At 65.5% G+C, this 17,271-nt stretch carries 14 protein-coding genes; 6 read left to right on the top strand and 8 right to left on the bottom strand.

Annotated elements, in window-relative coordinates; all coding sequences use genetic code 11:
* Nucleotides 1-266 precede the first annotated feature (266 nt).
* Nucleotides 267-1,079: a coniferyl-alcohol dehydrogenase gene (locus P8R42_02380; GenBank protein ID MDG2303494.1), complete on the top strand. Its 813-nt coding sequence runs from the start codon at nucleotides 267-269 to the stop codon at nucleotides 1,077-1,079.
* A gap of 141 nt (nucleotides 1,080-1,220) precedes the next feature.
* A complete protein-coding gene (locus tag P8R42_02375; protein ID MDG2303493.1) occupies nucleotides 1,221-1,406 on the top strand; it encodes a hypothetical protein in 186 nt (61 codons plus the stop codon).
* Nucleotides 1,407-1,600: 194 nt separating this feature from the next.
* Here the strand turns inward: P8R42_02375 and P8R42_02370 are convergent, their stop codons facing one another.
* Nucleotides 1,601-2,308, bottom strand: coding sequence for a DUF3313 family protein (locus tag P8R42_02370; GenBank protein ID MDG2303492.1), 708 nt, complete (start codon nucleotides 2,306-2,308; stop codon nucleotides 1,601-1,603).
* A 105-nt stretch (nucleotides 2,309-2,413) separates the two neighbouring features.
* Here P8R42_02370 and P8R42_02365 point away from each other — a divergent pair, with 105 nt between their 5' ends.
* Complete coding sequence (locus P8R42_02365) at nucleotides 2,414-4,501, top strand: AAA family ATPase (GenBank protein MDG2303491.1); 2,088 nt, start codon at nucleotides 2,414-2,416, stop codon at nucleotides 4,499-4,501.
* An 18-nt stretch (nucleotides 4,502-4,519) separates the two neighbouring features.
* On the opposite strand, the gene P8R42_02360 is transcribed toward P8R42_02365, so the two are convergent.
* Nucleotides 4,520-5,635 carry an acyl-CoA/acyl-ACP dehydrogenase gene (locus P8R42_02360; GenBank protein MDG2303490.1) on the bottom strand — a complete coding sequence of 372 codons (1,116 nt, stop codon included), beginning with the start codon at nucleotides 5,633-5,635 and terminating at the stop codon, nucleotides 4,520-4,522.
* 9 nt (nucleotides 5,636-5,644) lie between these two features.
* On the bottom strand, nucleotides 5,645-6,814 hold the full coding sequence (locus P8R42_02355; GenBank protein ID MDG2303489.1) for an acyl-CoA dehydrogenase family protein: 1,170 nt from the start codon (nucleotides 6,812-6,814) through the stop codon (nucleotides 5,645-5,647).
* A gap of 104 nt (nucleotides 6,815-6,918) precedes the next feature.
* On the opposite strand from P8R42_02355, the gene P8R42_02350 reads away from it, so the two are divergent.
* Both P8R42_02350 and P8R42_02345 read left to right on the top strand, forming a co-directional pair.
* Complete coding sequence (locus P8R42_02350; protein MDG2303488.1) at nucleotides 6,919-7,599, top strand: GNAT family N-acetyltransferase; 681 nt, start codon at nucleotides 6,919-6,921, stop codon at nucleotides 7,597-7,599.
* A 52-nt stretch (nucleotides 7,600-7,651) separates the two neighbouring features.
* Nucleotides 7,652-9,454: a hypothetical protein gene (locus P8R42_02345; GenBank protein MDG2303487.1), complete on the top strand. Its 1,803-nt coding sequence runs from the start codon at nucleotides 7,652-7,654 to the stop codon at nucleotides 9,452-9,454.
* A gap of 45 nt (nucleotides 9,455-9,499) precedes the next feature.
* Here P8R42_02345 and P8R42_02340 read toward each other — a convergent pair whose 3' ends face one another.
* The 4 genes from P8R42_02340 to P8R42_02325 are packed head-to-tail and all read right to left on the bottom strand — an operon-like array spanning nucleotide 9,500 to nucleotide 15,179.
* Nucleotides 9,500-10,531, bottom strand: coding sequence for a lysyl oxidase family protein (locus tag P8R42_02340; protein ID MDG2303486.1), 1,032 nt, complete (start codon nucleotides 10,529-10,531; stop codon nucleotides 9,500-9,502).
* A gap of 27 nt (nucleotides 10,532-10,558) precedes the next feature.
* Entirely contained in the window at nucleotides 10,559-11,524 is a 966-nt protein-coding gene (locus P8R42_02335; GenBank protein ID MDG2303485.1) for a D-2-hydroxyacid dehydrogenase, read from the bottom strand.
* Entirely contained in the window at nucleotides 11,524-12,747 is a 1,224-nt protein-coding gene (locus P8R42_02330; GenBank protein ID MDG2303484.1) for a D-alanyl-D-alanine carboxypeptidase, read from the bottom strand. The genes P8R42_02335 and P8R42_02330 overlap by 1 nt, the downstream gene beginning before the upstream one ends.
* Before the next feature lie 11 nt (nucleotides 12,748-12,758).
* Entirely contained in the window at nucleotides 12,759-15,179 is a 2,421-nt protein-coding gene (locus P8R42_02325; GenBank protein MDG2303483.1) for a glycerol-3-phosphate 1-O-acyltransferase, read from the bottom strand.
* A 105-nt stretch (nucleotides 15,180-15,284) separates the two neighbouring features.
* Between P8R42_02325 and P8R42_02320 the strand changes: the two genes are divergently transcribed.
* Nucleotides 15,285-16,703 carry an HAD-IB family hydrolase gene (locus P8R42_02320; GenBank protein ID MDG2303482.1) on the top strand — a complete coding sequence of 473 codons (1,419 nt, stop codon included), beginning with the start codon at nucleotides 15,285-15,287 and terminating at the stop codon, nucleotides 16,701-16,703.
* Nucleotides 16,704-16,756: 53 nt separating this feature from the next.
* Here P8R42_02320 and P8R42_02315 read toward each other — a convergent pair whose 3' ends face one another.
* Nucleotides 16,757-17,149: a hypothetical protein gene (locus tag P8R42_02315; GenBank protein ID MDG2303481.1), complete on the bottom strand. Its 393-nt coding sequence runs from the start codon at nucleotides 17,147-17,149 to the stop codon at nucleotides 16,757-16,759.
* Nucleotides 17,150-17,271: the final 122 nt, after the last annotated feature.

Below are 17,271 nucleotides of genomic sequence, written 5' to 3'. Positions count from 1 at the left end.
CCCCGCTGCACCGGAGAGAGCGCCGGGCCGACTCCGAGACGTGGGCTGATGCGCACGACCGGGACAGGGGAGCGCCGAAGATCAGGGCGATCCACCGAAGGCACCCCCGACCAGGCGCGACAAGAGTGGCGATTAGGGAAACCGCCGAGATTCAAGAACTTCCCTATCGATCCCGCGGAGGGAAATGAGAAGTTAGACGACCCGGCCTCGACTGCTAAATGATCGGCGCCCAATTTGAGACACTGAACCCCAATCCGAGGACTCCCATGGCCAACCCTTTCGACTATTCCGGCAAACGAATCGTGATCACCGGTGCCTTCTCAGGCGTAGGCGCGGCCACCGTGAAGCTCCTCGCCGAACTCGGCGCGAGCGAGATCGTCGCGCTCGACATCAAGAAGCCGGACGGGCCGATCACGTCGTTCATCGAAACAGACATGGGCGATGCGGCGGCCGTCGCCGCCGCCGCCGCTCAGATCGACGGACGCGTCGACGTCCTTTTCAACAACGCGGGCGTCTCCGCGGTCCTCGGTGCCGAGAAGGTCATGTGCATCAACTGGCTCGGCCTGCGTCAGCTGTCGGTCGCGCTCCTGCCGAAGATCCCCCAGGGCGGCGCCATCGTGAACACCGCGTCGATCGCCGGCGGACAGTGGCCCACGCATCCTGATGACGTCATGGAGGCGATCGCCGTCGAGGGACGCGACGAGTCGCTCGCGTGGTTCAAGAACCACGCCGAGCTCGTGGGTGACGGATACGCCTTCTCGAAGGAGTGCGTGCAGGTCTACACGATGAAGAGCGCCAAGCAGACCCTGGCCTGCGGAGTCCGCACCAACAGCGTCTGCCCGGCCCCGATCGACACGCCTCTCCTGCCCGAGTTCAGCGCCTCGATGACCGAGAAGACGATCAACTGGACCGTGGAGCAGTGCGGCGGAAAGATCGCCACGCCGGAAGACATCGCCATGCCCCTTGCCTTCCTCGGCAGCGAGGCCGCGCGCTACGTGAACGGCGTGAATCTCAACATCGACCGCGGGTTCAGCTCCTTCATGACGACGGGCCAAGTCGACTTCACCGGGCTCGCCTGAGTCCCCCTCCGCAACTCGGCCGACCCGAGGGCCGATGTGACCGATCCGGGCGCGGCCCATCGCCTCGCCATCCTCGGTGAACTTGACCGCATTGGAAGGAAGATTCGTCACGACCTGCCGAACTCACCCGAGAAGCCCGCGATGCCAAGCCCGACGAAGCAGGGGAGCGTCGCCATGCAAGCCGCCAGAGTCGTGGCCCTCCGCCACTCGACCCCGGACGAGCCGCGTCGCGAAGTAGGCACCAACCCCTTACGCGAGAATCGACGTGAGCTTCACGATCAGAAGACTCGGAACGATGGAGACTGCGACGATCCGCAGGAGGAGTGACAGCCGGTGTGCGATCTACGGCAGGCATCTCTCATGCAGCGTCGCGGTGGCAACTCGATCAAAGTCCCGGTTGGTCGCGGCAGGATTCGTCGTAGGCAGAGAAGCGAGCCTTCCTGCGAGAACGATCAACCGAGTGGGGCATCGACTTGAATAGCGCCTGCGATGCCGAACGCCATAGTCCGGGCGAATGAACCTCAGTTTGCAGTGACGGATACCGCTTTCAGCGCGCGCGCCTCATCGAGGGCTTCCCGAAGCTGCCGTGCCCAACCGCTGAACACGCGGCGGAGATCGCTCCAATTGCTGACGGGCGAGCTGTAGTAAAGGCCTCCGGCGCCCGCGCCCGGGGACTGGACCGCTCGGCGATCGGCGATCCGAGCGAGGGTCGCACCGGTCACGGAATCGTGGAGTTCGGCGACGAGGGTGAGTTCCCCTGCCGACTGAACGAAGACCCAGCTCGTGCCCGTCGTCGACTGCGGCGGCGCCTTCACGACGAGGTCGATCAGCTCGGCCTCGAGGGAGAGCACGTCGGGTCCGGTCTGGTCTACGAGCTGATACGAGCTCTTCGCCAACTCCTCAGCGAACGCCTCGTAGAAAAGCTTGTCCGCCCGCGCGATCTCCTCCTTCGTCAGCGGGAAGTTCGCGCGGCTCCGGTCGTACTGGTTCCCCTTCGGTGGGCTCTTGTAGGAGATCGAAACCAGGTCGAGCTTGACCTTGTCGTAGCTCGCCAGATCCGCGCCCGGCCGAAGGTAGGCCGCCGCCATGCGTGCGTCCTTCACGCGGTAGAGCCCGTCCACGGTGACATCGCCGGGATCGAATAGAGGGGGCGACGGGACTTTCTTCGTGCCCGCGCACGCAGCCAGCACCAGGAATCCTACGACGAAAATCGAGCGACGAATTACCAAGGGACCTCCTCCTTCGACCGCAAGAGTGGACCCCACCGGCCCGTTTCGCAACGGGTTCCTCGGTCGAGCGCTCCGGCTCTGCGCCCGCTATAAAGAGGCGCTCCCTTGCCCCACGCAATCGTCAAAGAAGAACTGGAACTGCTCGCTCAGGTCCGCGAACGCCTCGAGGCTCGCGCCGCGCGCGGCGATGACAACCGTAACGCCGCGGCGGAACGGAGGATTCACACCGAGCTCGAGCGGATTCGAGAGGTCATGCGATCCGGCGAGGAGGACAAGGACCGCTCGTCGCTCCTGGAGCAATGGCATCATCAGTCGGCTCTTCTAGAACAGCTGCGTAGTGCCCGCGCCGTCCAGCCGGTGAACCCCGACGTCCCGTACTTCGGACACCTCCGACTGCGCGAGGAGGGCCGCGAGTGGGATCTCTGCCTCGGACGGACGAGCTGCGTCGAGGGGGGGCTGCGAATCGTCGACTGGCGCGACGCGCCAATCGCGAAGCTCTTCTACACCTACCGACAAGGCGAGGACTACGAGGAGGAGATCGCCGACCGCGAACGCGAGGGCGAGATCGTCACCCGGCGGATGGTCGCGATCGAGCGCGGGGAGCTCCGGCGCATCCAGGCTCCCGAGGGCGACTTCTCTCAGAATCCCGAGGTCGACGGTGACTGGGCACATCGCGAGCTCGCAGCGCCTCGTCTCGCCGGTGGCGAATCGGCGGCGCTCCGCGTTCAGGGGACGGATGCCGCCGAGGCACGCCTCGGCGGTGGCGGCCCGAGCGGGCGCCCCGCGGATCGCCACCTCCCCGAGATCACCGGGCTGATTGATCCCGAGCAGTACGGACTGATCAGCCGACCGTCGGCCGGCTTCCTCATCGTGCGCGGTACCGCCGGCTCCGGAAAGACCACGGTCGCCCTCCATCGCGTCGCCTTCCTGGCGTACGACGATCCACGCATCGACGGGCCCGACACACTCGTGGTGATGTTCTCGCGGGCGCTCCAGAAGTACGTGAGTCATGTCCTGCCGTCGCTCGGCCTTCACAACGTCGAGCCGCATACCTACCGCAGCTGGGAGCGCGGCGTCTGCAGGCGTCACTTTCCGCGACTGCCCGGGAAGGAACGAGACGACACCCCCGCGGTCGTGACACGTGCGAAGCTCCATCCGCTCATGGGCGCGGCGCTCGCCCGCCACGTCGAGCGCACGCCGGGTCGCTCCAGCCCCGAACAGGCCGTCGAGGATTGGGCGTCCGTCCTGACGAACCGCGACCTGCTCCTCGAAATTCGCGACGAGCTGGGCAACGATTCGTTCTCGAACAACGCGATCGACCGCATCGTCGAATGGAACGAGAAGCACGTCGGCACCGTGCACGACTTCCTCGCCGGCGAGGAACCCAACGCCGAGCTCGATGCCGAGGACGACGCCCTACTACTCCGCGCCTGGCAGCTGCGGGTCGGTCCCCTGCAGGGCAAGGGGCGCCGACCGCTGCGCTTCCGACATATCGTGCTGGACGAGGTGCAGGATTTCTCACCGCTCGAGGTTCAGATTCTTCTCGGGTGCCTCGACCCCAAGGGCAGCATCACGCTCGCCGGGGACACGCAGCAGCACGTCATCGAGAACAGCGGCTTCACCTCCTGGGCCGAGTTCATGGAGCACCTCGGCGTCGACGGGCAGGAAGTCGAGACGCTGAAGATCAACTATCGCTCGTCCGCCCAGATCTCGAAGTTTGCCTTCGACGTCCTCGGAGACCTGCGCGAAGACGACGAACTTCCGCCCAGCAGCCGCCAAGGACCGCCCGTCGAGATGTTCCAGTTCACCGACACGGGCGCGTGCGTCTTCTTCCTCGCCGATGCCCTCCAGGCCCTTTCCGACGCGGAGCCGATGGCCACGGTCGCGCTCATCACGCCGTCACCGGAGATCAGCGCCCAGTACTACTCCGCGCTCGCCCGTAGCGAGATTCCGCGCCTCCGCCTCATCCGCGAATACGACTTTAGCTTCAAAGCCGGCATCGAGATCACAGAACTGGAACCCGTAAAAGGGCTCGAGTTCGACTACGTCATCCTCCTGGACGTCAACTCCGTCCACATGCCCGAGACCCCGCGCGCCCGCCGCGGCCTCCACGTCGCCGCCACCCGCGCCATCCACCAACTCTGGGTCATCAGCACGGACAAGCCCTCGCCGATTCTTGCGGACGTACTTTAGTCTCGGCTCTTCCCACTCCTACCGAGCAAGCTCGGCGCCGATTCGGTCGAGGTGAACGGCGGCGCCGCCTAGGGTGAGTTCCAGGACCTTGGTCCAGCGGAAGTAGCGGTGCAGGGGGTAGTCGGTGTCGACGCCGATGCCGCCGTGGAGATGTTGGGCGGCGTGGGCGACGCGCTGGCCGGCATCGGCGGCCCAGTACTTTGCGATTGCGAGTTCGGTTGCGGCGTCTTCGCCGGCACCCAGACGCCAGGCCGCCTGGCGCGAGGTCAGGACGATGCCCTGGGTGTCGACGTAGGCATCCGCGGCGCGCTGCGCGACCGCCTGGAAGGTCGCGATCTTCTGACCGAACTGTTCCCGTTCGGACACGTGCGCAGCCGTGAGGCGGAGCGCCTTGTCGGAAACGCCCGCCTGCATCGAGCACGTGCCGGCGATGGCTCGATCGATCATCCAGTCGACGATCGCCTGGCCCTTGTCCGCCTCACCGAGGACGTCAGCTTTCGCCACGAGCGCACCATCGAGCGTCACCGCCCACTGCGGTTCGTGGCTCGTCGTCTCCACCCGCTCGAGCGACACTCCCGACGCCGCCGGGTCGACCAGGAACACGGTCACGCCGCCGTCGGTCGAGGCCGGAACCAGCATGCGCTGCGCCGCACTCGCGAACGGTACGAACCACTTTTCGCCATCGAGGCGGTAGCCCTCCCCTTCGGGAACGGCCTTCGTCGCGAGAACAGCCGGAACGAACGGCTCACCCGGCTCGAGTAGCGCGCCGGTCAGAACCACGTCACCGGCGATGACTCCGGGCAGGTCGCGCGCACGCTGCGCATCCGAACCGAATTCGGCGAGCGGCAGCGCGCCCAACATCACGGTCGCTTGATACGGAAGCGGCGCAACGGCACGGCCGATCTCCTCCAACAGCAAGCAGGCTTCGAGCACGCCGAAGCCGCCCCCGCCGTCCGACTCGGGCAGAGCCACACCGATGAGTCCCGCCGATGCCAACTCGGCCCAAACGTCGCGAGCGAACCACTCATCGCTGCGCTCGATCGCACGGAGGCGATCCGGGGGCAGCTTCTCTTCCAGGATTTTGCGCGCGAGTTCTACAATCGCACTCTGGTTCTCGTCGAGAGTCAGATCCATTCTACACTCCTACATGCGCGGAACGCGCGGCATCCCCAGGCCGAACAGACAGACGAGGTCACGTTGGATCTCGTTCGTACCGCCGCCGAATGTGAGAAAGAGCGTGCCCTGGTAGGCGCGTTCGACGCGCCCGCGCAGCACCGCGCCGCGCGAGCCCAACTTCAAATACCCGGCCGGCCCAAAGACCTCGAGAAGCGAGCGATACGCCTCACAGAAGAACTCCGTGCCGTAGACCTTCGTCACGCTCGAGTCCGCCGGATCGAGCTGCGCCGCCGAAACGACCTTCCAGTTGATGAGCTTCAAATACTCGAGCTTGGCCCGCACCTTCGCGAGATTGCTTCGAACCCACGGCTCGTCGATCACGCGCGTGCCACCCGGCCGATTCGTCTCTCGCGCCCAGGCAACGGTGTCGTCGAACACCTGCGCGATCATCCCCGGAGGACAGATCGCGACCCGCTCGTAGTTGAGCTGGTTGGTGATGAGCTTCCACCCACCGTTCTCCTCGCCCACGAGCGCCGAAGCCGGCACACGCAGATCTTCATAGTACGTCGAGGTGGTTCCCGACTTCACGATCGTGCCAATTTCCGTCCAGGAGAAACCCTTCGCGGAGGTCGGGACGGCGAAGATAGAAATCCCTTTGTGCTTGGGAGCATCCGGATCCGTCCGCGCCGCGAGCCAGATGTAGTCGGCGTAGCCGGCGAGGCTCGTGTAGATCTTCTGACCGTTGATGACCCACTCGTCTCCGTCCCGCACGGCACGCGTACGAAGGGAAGCAAGGTCGGTGCCGGCGTTCGGCTCGGTGTAGCCGATTGCGAAGTGGAGCTCGCCCGCGAGGATGCGCGGAAGGAAGAAGTCCTTCTGCTCTTGATTCGCGTAGGCCATCATCGTCTGCGCGACCGCGTTGATAGTGAGAGCCGGAACCGGCGCGAGCGCCCGCCACGACTCGTCGTAGAAGATGAACTGATCGACGATGCCGCGACCCTGGCCACCGTATTCCTTCGGCCACCCGAGCCCGAGCCAGCCGTCGCGGCCCATCTTGCGCACTGCCTCGAGGCAGTGCGGCCCACCGGTATTCCCCGCGGCGACCTCCGTCATCACTTCCTCGGTCATCAACTCCCGGAAGTACTGACGAAGTTCGCGACGAAGGGCGTCCTGTTCCGCCGTATACGCAAACTGCATCTCCGAACGGTACGGAAGGAGCGACCGCACGTCGAGCGCGGCTGGTGGGCGCTAGTGTGCCGCGCTAGTACCGGCTCGGACAATGCCATATGCCGGAACCCGAGATGGCTTCCGAAGACCATGGCGACCGCGAGGACCCCCTGCGGTTCACGGAGAAGTGGCAGGAAGAACTGACGCTCGACGACGGCACCAAGATCAGGCTGCGACGGCTTCGCCAAGGAGATCGACCCGCTCTCGTAGCGGCGTTCGACCGACTCTCTCCCGAATCTCGCTACTGGCGCTTCTTCACCTCGATGCCGCGCATCCCCGCGCATGTGCTAGACGGCCTGATGCAGGCGGACGATGACCACTTCGCAATCGTCGCGACAGGCGTCACCGAGGGAACAGCGGAAGTCGAGGGCTACGGCATCGCGCGGTTCGCACGCCTCTCCGACGCACCCGATACCGCGGAGGCCGCCGTCACCGTCGTCGACCAGATGCAGCGCCGGGGCCTCGGCTCACGGCTCCTCTCCTGCCTCGTCGAAGCCGCACTCGAACGCGGCATCACGAAGTTCCGCGCCGAGGTCCTGCGCAGCAACGCAAAGATGAACGCGCTGCTGCATGAGTTCGACGAGAACGCACGCCCCATCCACGTCGACGGTCCCATGGCGGTCTACTTGGTCGAACTCGGCAGGGAACCAGCGGGGCCGCTCTTCCGATTGCTGAACCTCGCCGCCAAGGGCGTCCAGGTCGTCGTCCGCCACCTCCCCGGCATGCACCATACACCCGGCAAATACCCCCGTTGACCACGCAGCCTTTCGCATGCGGCCGTTCGCACTATCGTTCAAGACCAAACTAATGGTACTTCTGAGCCTCGAGGGACTTTTAGTGCATCGGCACGAAATACATCCGGTATCCGCATCGCGCATACTCACCGCAATCGGGATCCTCGCTGCATCGACGTGGCTCGGCTGCGGAGACGGGTCATCGTCCGGCACGAGCGCCGCGCCGGTGGTCGATCCTCCGACGAATCCCGAGCCGCCGCCGACGACTCTCCCCGTCGAACCACCTCCGGGGACCGGCTGTGACGCCGGCGTCGCGTTCGACGGAACGTTCGACGCGATCCAGACGATCGTCTTCGAACAGCACGGATGCACACAGGAGGTCTGCCACGGCGACGCAGCCGCCGGCGGCCTCGCCCTCTCGGCCGACGTCGCCTACGACAACCTCGTCGGCGCGCCCGCAACGATCGGTGGAACCCGAATCACCTCCGGCAGCGCGCGCCAGAGCGTTCTGTGGATGAAGCTCGCGGCGGCCGCGCAACCCGACCGCTACGCGGTCGGCGGATCTGCGATGCCGATCGGCTCCGCGCCCGTGTCCGACGAGATCCTCGACCTCTTGCGCGTGTGGATCTTCGGCGGCGCACCGGAAGTCGGAACCGTCGATCAGACCGAGCGATTCATCGACGGCTGTCTACCGGACCCCACGCCTCTGAACATTGCGCCCCTGGATCCTCCCGCACCTGGTGAGGGCGTTCAGTTCGTCATGCCAACCTTCCCTCTGGGCCCCGGACGCGAACGGGAGGTCTGCTTCGCCGCCTACTACGATTTCAGCGATCAAGTTCCGGCCGAAGCGCTGGACGAGACGGGCACCCGCTTCCGTTGGCAGAAGGTCGTCGCCGGACAGGACCCGCAGAGTCATCACCTCCAACTCCTGTTCTCGGGCCTGATCGACGCCGAAGTCACGGACTCCGTGTTTGGCGAGTGGACCTGCAAGGGCGGCCCCCGCGCGGGCTATACCTGTGATCCGCTCGACATCAGCAGCTGCGGCGACGGAATATGCGGATCCGTCGTGGAGGACTCGATCGCGTGCGCCGGATTCGGACCTCCCACCCGCCAACTCGACGGCCAAAGCGGCCAGTTCGTCGTGGCAAATGCCGGCCAGCCCCGCGAGGAACGCGCCTTCCCCGACGGCCTGTACTCCGAGATTCCGCTGGCCGGCGTCTACTTCTGGAACTCGCACTCGTTCAATCTCACGACTCAAGTCACGTCGATGGATGCGCGCATCAACTTCCACTTCGCGCAGCAACAAGACTTCGAGATGATCCGCATCCGCGCGATCGACAACATCTTCATGCCGAACAACCTCCCATACACCCGAGAGCGGTTTTGCGCGGACTACGTCGCCCCCCGCGGCGCCCGTCTGTTCATGCTGAGCTCCCACACCCACGGTCGCGGCGAGCACTTCACGATCGAGCACAACGACGGCACCCTTCTCTACGAGAACTTCATCTACAACGAGCCGACGGAGCGCTACTTCAATCCGGCTCTCAAGTTCGATTCCGCAGATCCCGCCGAGCGAACTCTCCGCTACTGCGGCGTGTTCAACAACGGACTGGGCCCAGGCGACGAGCCCGACCCGACGCTCGTCACGCGTCGATCGAAGACGCCGGAGAACGCATTCGCCCCGTGTGTCGTCGTAGCCTGCGCCGAGGGGCGGTTCGGGGAGCCCTGCGCGGGTGTCGGAGACGACGCGACGTGCGACTCCTCACCCGGATCGGGCGACGGCAGCTGCGACGCGTGTCGGATCTCCGGCGGCGTCAGCACCGAGAACGAGATGTTCATCATGACCGGCCAGTACTACCTGGTCGTCGTCGATTAACCCGCCCAGTTCTGCCGGCCGACCGGGTCGGTCGACCGAGCGTGCTCAGCGCCGACGAATGGAAAGCCGGCGGGAATTGCTTACCCGGAACGGGGCCGAAGTCTGTTCGCCCCTCTGCACCTCTCCATCGCGCGCAACGACGCGCACGCGAGCCCGCGCCGTCGCGGCTCCGGGCGGTATGGTCCAAACGTACCAGCGCTGATCCCCTTCGAGGTCTCCCACCAGCTGTTCCCAGGTCTCCCCGTCGTCGAGCGAGAACCACACCTCTTGAGAGATGATCGCGACGTCGTCTTTCGCAGACCACTGGATGAACATCGCGCGCCCGGTCGCGTACGACGCAAAGCCGCTCGGGCGCCAGATCCGCGACACTTCGGGCGCCTCACTCACGGGCGCCTCTAGAGTTACGGCCACCAACCCTTCGTTGTTCGTCATGTCGTCGTCTTCGAGAAGCCCCTGCGGGTTCCAGTGGACCCTGAGCGTGTAGTCACCGGGCGGCACGTCGGTGACGTCGATCCACTGGCAGTCGATCTCCCGCGGGTAGTGGTCGGCCCAACCCACCTGCAGGCCCTGGTTCTCACAGTAATAACGGCGTCCCATCCGGGTGCTCCGACTCGATGGCGTCGTGTCTTCGAGGCAGAACCCCTGCTTCCGTCCCGGCGCGACGAGCATACCGTCATCATCGAGCAGCTCGTAGATCGAGGCCTGCGCGAAGTGGAAGTGACCGTGGCACTCGCTGAACTCGAACAACTCTGGGAGATCCTCCGGGTTTCCGAGGACGAGATCCTCGTCGCCTCGGTTATGAATCAACGCATCGAAACGCAGCAACCTTCGGATGCCGGGCCCACCGACGCATGCCTCACTCGGATCGAGGACACAGTTGCCGGAGACCGGCGCGAACTCGTCGCGTCGAATGTGTTCCTGCGGAGGATGAAACACGCGGTTCTCGATGAGGACCGAGCTCTCGATCCGCTCGACGTCCAGCTCCAACTCCGGACCGGCCCATGCGTGCACGGGTGCGAGGAGAGTCGACAGAGTGCCGGCGAGCACCAGGGCGTGGCGCATCGGAATCATCGCCATCTATAGAACATACAGCTCGCAGAGCCGTCAACGGACGACGTTCACCGGGGCTCCGGCGAGAAACGCACGCACGTTGTCGACGGTCGTTTTCATCAGCCGCCGACGCGCCGCCAGCGTTGCCCATGCGATGTGCGGGGTCACGATACACCGAGGAGCCGAGAGCAGGGGATTGTCCGACGCTATCGGTTCGCTCGAAGCGACGTCGACCGCCGCACCTCGCAGGACGCCGCGCTCGAGAGCGTCAGCAAGCGCGTGCTCATCGACGAGGGGGCCGCGCGCCGTATTGATGAGGAACGCCCCCGGCTTCATTCGCGCGAGTCGGCCTCGACTGACGAGTCCTGCGTTGTCGGCCGTGAGCGGGCAATGCAGACTCACGACGTCGGCGCGAGAGAACAGTTCGTCGACGTCGCACCATTCGAACGGTTCGTACCCGGGCTCTTCGCGACCACCGCCGGGGCGTCCACTCGCCAGCACCGGCATGCCAAAGGCATGTGCCAGCCCGCCGACCCGCCGACCAATCGCACCGAACCCCACGACACCCATCGTGAGACCACTCAGCTCGACGGGAGAGGTGCTCCAGAAGCAGAAATCGGGAGAGGCATTCCAAGCGCCTTCCTGGACCGCTCGGTCGTGCTCCCCGACGCGAGAAGCGAGTTCCAGGACCAGCGCGAGCGTGAACTGTGCGACCGACTCGGTCCCGTACGATGGGACGTTCGAGACCGGGATCCGCCGTGCCGCCGCGGCACCAACGTCGACGACGTTGAATCCGGTCGCGGTCACGGCGATGAAGCGCAGCTCCGCCAATACGCCGATCATCTCAGCCGACAACGGGGCCTTGTTGGTTACGACGATGTCGGCGCCACGCGCGCGCTCCTCGATCTCGCCCAGTGTCGACCGGTCGTGCACTTCGAGGTCTCCGACGCGCGCGAGGTCGTCCCACGGGTTGTCCCCCGGATTCAGCGTGTAGCCATCGAGAACGACGATGCGGGCCATCAGTCTCCTCCCACGTTCACGACCACCGTCTCTTCGAGGAGGATCGGAGAAGGGAGCGGCTCGTAGGGCCAAGGAACGGCTCCCGCGTCGGCGAGCAGCGCGGTGACAAACGCATTCTGCCGCCGTCGCGCCTCGGCCACGGGCACGTCGCGATTGAGAATTGCGAACGTGACCTTTCCGAACCGCCTGGTGCGAGCTACCCCCGCGAGCGACGACGCGCCGAGCGAGCCGTACGTCCCGGTTTTCCCGACGACAGAGCCCCGCAACTCCGGCGACGAGAAGCGCCGCTGCAGCGTCCCACGATCGCGCCCCGCGACCGGCAGAACGTCTGTCAGCACCAGCCCGTGCTCGCGGAGTTCACGCTCCAGAGCCTGGTACAAGGCGACCGCCGCGCGCGGGCTCAGCCGATTGGTCTTGCCCGCCCCCGCCGCGTTCGTGATCACGATTTCGTCCGCCATCGCCTTTGGCACGCTCGCGCGCGCGACACGCTGAACCGCTGCCGGCCCTCCGACTCGATCGGAGAGCGGATGGAAGATGTTGTTCGAATACCCGTTCAGTTCCTTCAAGATGCGTGGCAGCGGGGGCGACAAGTGGACGAGAATTGTCTCCGTCGCCGGAGCGGAAGCCGCCTTATTGTGTTCGAACACGACGGAAGGCTTGCCGTCCGAACCGCGCCGCTCGTTCGCCTCGCGCCGAGCCGCCGAGGAGATCTTGCCGCGGAGCACCGCGCCGAATCGCTTCCCGGCCGGGTCGGGCTTCCAGTCATAGTACAGCGGCCCTTCGACGCGGAGCCTCCCGGCGACCCGACGGACCCCGATGTCCCCGAGTTCGCCGAGGATGTACGCCGCACCCTGTGGAAGGAGAAAGGGATCCCCCGCCGATTCGACGACCAGATCTCCCGGGATCACACCCGCCTCGGGCGCCGCCCCGCGGAGTTTCGTCACAAATCGGTAGTCGGGTCCGAGGGTCCGCAGAAGAGCCAGCGTCGAGGGCACCTTGCTCACGGACGCCGGATGCACGGCGCGGTCCGCCGCCACCGACGCCAAGACCGTTCCATCTTCGGCGACCGCAAACACGCCCTGCCCAGTGCCCACGAGGCCCTCGGCGAGCGCCTGATACCGAGGTGCCTCCGCCGACACCCCGGCCCGTGCAGAAGCCGGCGCCCCGCCGGACACGACAATCAACGCGGCGAGCGCACACCAGAGGAACGTAGTTCGAGTCACGCGTCCAATTCTCAGGGGATCAGTCCGGCACGGCGACCGGCCGCGATCGACGCGACCGCTTCGATGCGCCGAACGGCGCGCTGCGCCTCTTCGGCGAACGCGGCACGACGCGCCGCCAGGTCCTCACCACCTACGTCCACGAGTCCCCGATTCTTCGCAAGCTTGAGTGCGGTCTCGAACGAGACGCGGGAGACCGACTCCGCACTATGAATGCGGCGCTGCAAGACGTACTGCTTTCCGAGACCCACGCAGCTCGTGAGAAACGCGCCCTCATCGAGTTCCTTGTCCGTAGGCTGTTGCTCGAGCGCATCGGCGACGACTTGATACGCCTCGACGTACGGGCGTAACACGCGATGCGAAAGGAGCGGCCGCATCCGACGGGCCAACGCGTGGATTTCATCCGGGCCGAGCCCCATGGCGCGGCTCCATCCGTCCGCCCGCAGGTCGAGATCGGCACCGAGTTCGGCGCGAAAATCTTCCTTCTCGGGAAAGAAGAACTCGAACTTGAGCAGATCGCGCAGCCGAAGAGCCTCTTCCAAGAACTCCGTCCGTGCATCCTCGACCTCCGGCTCGGCCGCCCGAAGAAGGGCCAACTCGGCAATGGCGCCCGCGAGGAAGAAGTGGATGATCGTGTTGCGATAGTACGCAGCCGTCAGGTGTTGATTGGTCCCGATCGCGTAGACCGGCTCCGGGCCCTCGGCGAAGCAAGAAACCACCCCGGAATCGACGAGCGCTTCGAGCGCCCGCTGCAAGCCGTCGTCGGAGCCCAGTTCGAATTCGTCGGTGACGGGGACGTCGCACTTTTCAACGTACTCGAGCATTGGATCGAGTACGAGCCTCGTTTCCCCCAACGAGAGGGCCCGGTCGCCGACGCCGAGCAGGCCCAGCGTGACGAGAGACGTGGCCGTAACCGGAGTCACGCGGTCGATTCGGACCGCCACCTCGAAGGCCAGCTTCTGAATTGCGAGGTTCTGTTCCTCCACGGGCGGCTCGCAGGCCACATCGGGCGCCCCGAGCGTTTCGCGCAACGACACCGGATCGCCGAAGCTGATGTAGATCTGGCCGTAGCGACTCCGAAGAGAACGAATCATCTTTAGGAGCCAGCCGAAGCTCTCCTTCTCCTTCTTCGCGCCGCGCTGCTCGGCGACGTAGTCGCCCACGTCCTGAATCTGGTCGTAGGCAATCGAGACGGGGATCAAGTAAACGTCCTCGGCCTTCCCGCGCTTGTAAGCCTCGGCGACGTACGCCATGAGTCCCATCCGCGGCGGCAGGAGTTTCCCCGAACGAGAGCGTCCTCCCTCAATGTACCACTCGAGGGAGAACCGCTTCTCGATCAAGTAGTCGACGTACTGCCGCAGCACGAACTTGTAGACCGGGTTGTCCTTAAACGCCCGGCGGATGAAGAACACGCCGCTGCGGCGAACGAGCGGCCCGATCGGAAAAAAATTCATGTTGATGCCACCGGCCGTGTGGTTCGGCGGATGGCCGTTCTCGTGCAGCGCGTACTGCAACACCAGGTGATCTAGGTTCGACTTGTGTGAGGGGAGGAACACGAGCGGGTAGCGCTGCGTCAGTTCGTAGATCTGCTCGAGTCGCTCCCGATCGTAGTGAAGCGCATCTCCGTACCCCTGCGTGTAGAGCGAATGGATCAGGTGGGCGCAGAGGTCGATGACGTGCGGGCTGTGCGTCGCCGCGATCTCGCGGAGATAGCCCCCCGCCCGTTGTCCGACCTTCTTCTCCGTCTGTCCGATCTCGCGCGCGAGCTTCGCGACGCCCACACGGAATCCGGCTCGGGCGAGGATGTCCTCGCGGACGAGCTTCGGCACCTTGTACTTCTGGCCGCGCAATCGCCGCTCGGCCCGCTCGAGCGCCAGTGCGGCCTGACGCTCGACGAACTCGGCGAGGCTGGTCGTGTGCGAGACGTCGGCTCCGCTCTGATGACGCCACCGATCCCGAAGGTCCGACACGGTGGCCGGCTCGCCGCACACGACATGGCAGAGGTGAGGCGATCGGTTCCGGATCCAGCGTTGGCGTAAAGGCCCGGGGTCCCGCGGATCGCCGACCGTCAGGAGCTCCCTCACCGGGTTTTCGCGCTTGCCCTCGACCTTCTCCCGGTCCCACGCGACGCGCAGGGGCGCGAGCAGAGCTTCGTCTCCGGAAGCCAGCACGGCTTCGAGCGCACCGTCTCCACCGTGGCGCGCTCCCCGCCTGCGGGACGGCGGCAGATGCACCGTCTCCACGGGCGGGCTGGAGCCGTTTTCGGGTCGGTGCTCCGCGATCCAGTCCGCGAGCACCTGGCGCTCGAGACCGCTGCACGCATCGAGGAGGAACACGACCCGCTGCCCCGGCTCCCCGGACCACCCGCGGGACTCCGAATGCGAAATTTTGCCGCCTCCGGTCGACCCGGAGCGGACCTCACCCGTCGTGCTCATGCCCCCCTCTTGGAACAACCTCGGGCTTTAGTCCAGGCTGGAAGCCTTTCCTCATCCGAGCGACCGCGATAGCGTCCCGCAGACGGCTTTGGCGACGAGAACTGCATGTCGGCGTACCCCGAACTCACACGCGAGATCGAACAAAGTGAAGAAGGCCCCGAGATCGCGGCTTTCTTCGATCTCGATCGAACCCTGATCCAGGGATTCTCCGCTCTCACCTTCGTGCGCGACGGGGCGATGCACGGCCAGTACGGCCCGATCGACCTCGCCGAGCTCGCGATGGCGGCCGCGAGTTTCGAACTCGGTACGATCGACTTCTCGTCGTTCCTCACCGGCTTCGCTCGACTGCTGCGTGGGATGTCCGAATCGGAGTTCGAGAAGGTCGGGCGCCGCGTCTTCGAAGAAGACCTCGGTTCCCGCATTCACCCCGAGGCGCGCGCGATCGTCGATGCGCACCGGCGCAGAGGGCACACCATTGCCGTCGTCTCGTCAGCCACGCGCTTCCAGGTGGAGCCCGTCGCGGACGACCTCGGAATCGAGCACGTGCTGGCCTCGCGCCTCGAGGTCCGAGACGGCCTCCTCACCGGCGAGATCATGAGCCCGAGTTGTTACGGCGAAGGCAAGGCGATTGCGGCGCGCTCTCTCGCCGAAACTATCCCGATCGATCTCGAACGAAGCTATTTCTACACGGACTCGGACGAAGACCTGCCCCTGCTCGACATCGTAGGAAACCCGCGCCCGACAAACCCCAACGGCAATCTCGCGAAGATCGCCGCGCGACGCGATTGGCCGGCGATGCAGTTCACGCACCGAAGCCGGCCAGGGATGGCAGAGGTCGTTCGGACCGGCCTCGCCGCCGGAAGCCTCATCCCTTCGCTCCTCCTCGGCCTACCGGCAGCCTACCTCACGGGAGATTGGCAGCGCGCGGTCAACATCACCGCGTCGACGTGGGGCGAACTCGCTACGACATTCGCCGGTGTCGAAGTCCGGGTGAGCGGAGAAGAACATCTCTGGTCTCATCGCCCCGCCGTGTTCATCTTCAACCACCAGAGCGGGCTCGACATGCTGCTCATCTGCAAGCTCCTGCGACGTGACTTCGTCGGCATCGGGAAGAAGGAGCTGCAATCGAACCCGATCCTCGGTCCCCTCATGTCGTTTGCCGGCACCGTGTTCGTGGATCGGACGAATCATGACAAGGCGATCGAGGCGCTCGGCCCCGCGGTCGACGCGCTCCGACAGGGGATCTCACTCGCGATCGCACCCGAAGGAGCACGAACGACGACGCCGCACCCCACGCGGTTCAAGAAGGGTGCGTTCCGCATGGCGATGGAGGCGGGCGTTCCCATCGTGCCGATTGTGCTGAAGAACACGCTCGACGCGCTGCCGAAGCACTGGTTCTTCGTGCGGCCCACGACGATCGACGTGGAAGTCCTACCGCCGGTCGATACGAGCGACTGGAAGCACGAAGATCTCGCCGAACGCATCGCCGAGATCCACCAGAGCTACGTCGACGTCCTCGGCTGAGGAACACGGAGGAATCGGCGTCAGCTCGTCGTGAGCCATCTTGGGCCAAGCTCCTAGCGACGACCGGCGTCGAGCAGCTTGCCGACCTCGCGGATGGCGACCTGGCGCTCGAAGTACGACGCCGCCATCACGCGGCTCCGAAGCTGGTCCGGCGCGATCTCGAGGGTGTCGCAGACGTTCATGTAGGAGAGCGGCCAGCTCTCGTCCTTCGAGGTCATCCAGCAGCGAGCTTTCCGGTACATCCGCTGCTCCTGCTCGCGACACGCGCCCCGATACTTCAGGAAGTCCACGACGGCGAGTTGCAGGACGGCCAAGGCGAGGCGCGGTCCGGGGGGCAATCGGGGGCTCCGGGCCCAGAGGTCCTGGAACTGGGACGGAAGGGCGGTGTCCGGCTGGAAAAGCTCGGCGTGACGGTCTTCGATCAGGACGGCAGCGGCTGGGGGCATCACGTAGTCCTCATGATTGTCGAGTCGAGTGGGGGAGTCTCTCTCGCTACCGGATTCGATGCCTGACCGTCTGCTTTGGGAAAATCGTTGCGGTGCGCTTTATGCCCCTCGGGACGAGAAAC

The sequence above is a fragment of the Candidatus Binatia bacterium genome, assembly GCA_029243485.1.
GTDB lineage: Bacteria > Desulfobacterota > Binatia > UBA12015 > UBA12015 > VGTG01.
This window is presented reverse-complemented; position numbering and strand designations above follow the sequence as displayed.

Excerpts from the sequence above, each read along its gene's own strand:
- P8R42_02380 (MDG2303494.1), top strand. The coding sequence starts at position 267 with ATGGCCAACCCTTTCGACTATTCCGGCAAACGAATCGTGATCACCGGT.
- P8R42_02375 (MDG2303493.1), top strand. The coding sequence starts at position 1,221 with ATGCCAAGCCCGACGAAGCAGGGGAGCGTCGCCATGCAAGCCGCCAGA.
- P8R42_02360 (MDG2303490.1), bottom strand. The coding sequence starts at position 5,635 with ATGGATCTGACTCTCGACGAGAACCAGAGTGCGATTGTAGAACTCGCG.
- P8R42_02355 (MDG2303489.1), bottom strand. The coding sequence starts at position 6,814 with ATGCAGTTTGCGTATACGGCGGAACAGGACGCCCTTCGTCGCGAACTT.
- P8R42_02350 (MDG2303488.1), top strand. The coding sequence starts at position 6,919 with ATGGCTTCCGAAGACCATGGCGACCGCGAGGACCCCCTGCGGTTCACG.
- P8R42_02345 (MDG2303487.1), top strand. The coding sequence starts at position 7,652 with ATGGTACTTCTGAGCCTCGAGGGACTTTTAGTGCATCGGCACGAAATA.
- P8R42_02340 (MDG2303486.1), bottom strand. The coding sequence starts at position 10,531 with ATGGCGATGATTCCGATGCGCCACGCCCTGGTGCTCGCCGGCACTCTG.
- P8R42_02335 (MDG2303485.1), bottom strand. The coding sequence starts at position 11,524 with ATGGCCCGCATCGTCGTTCTCGATGGCTACACGCTGAATCCGGGGGAC.
- P8R42_02325 (MDG2303483.1), bottom strand. The coding sequence starts at position 15,179 with ATGAGCACGACGGGTGAGGTCCGCTCCGGGTCGACCGGAGGCGGCAAA.
- P8R42_02320 (MDG2303482.1), top strand. The coding sequence starts at position 15,285 with ATGTCGGCGTACCCCGAACTCACACGCGAGATCGAACAAAGTGAAGAA.
- P8R42_02315 (MDG2303481.1), bottom strand. The coding sequence starts at position 17,149 with ATGCCCCCAGCCGCTGCCGTCCTGATCGAAGACCGTCACGCCGAGCTT.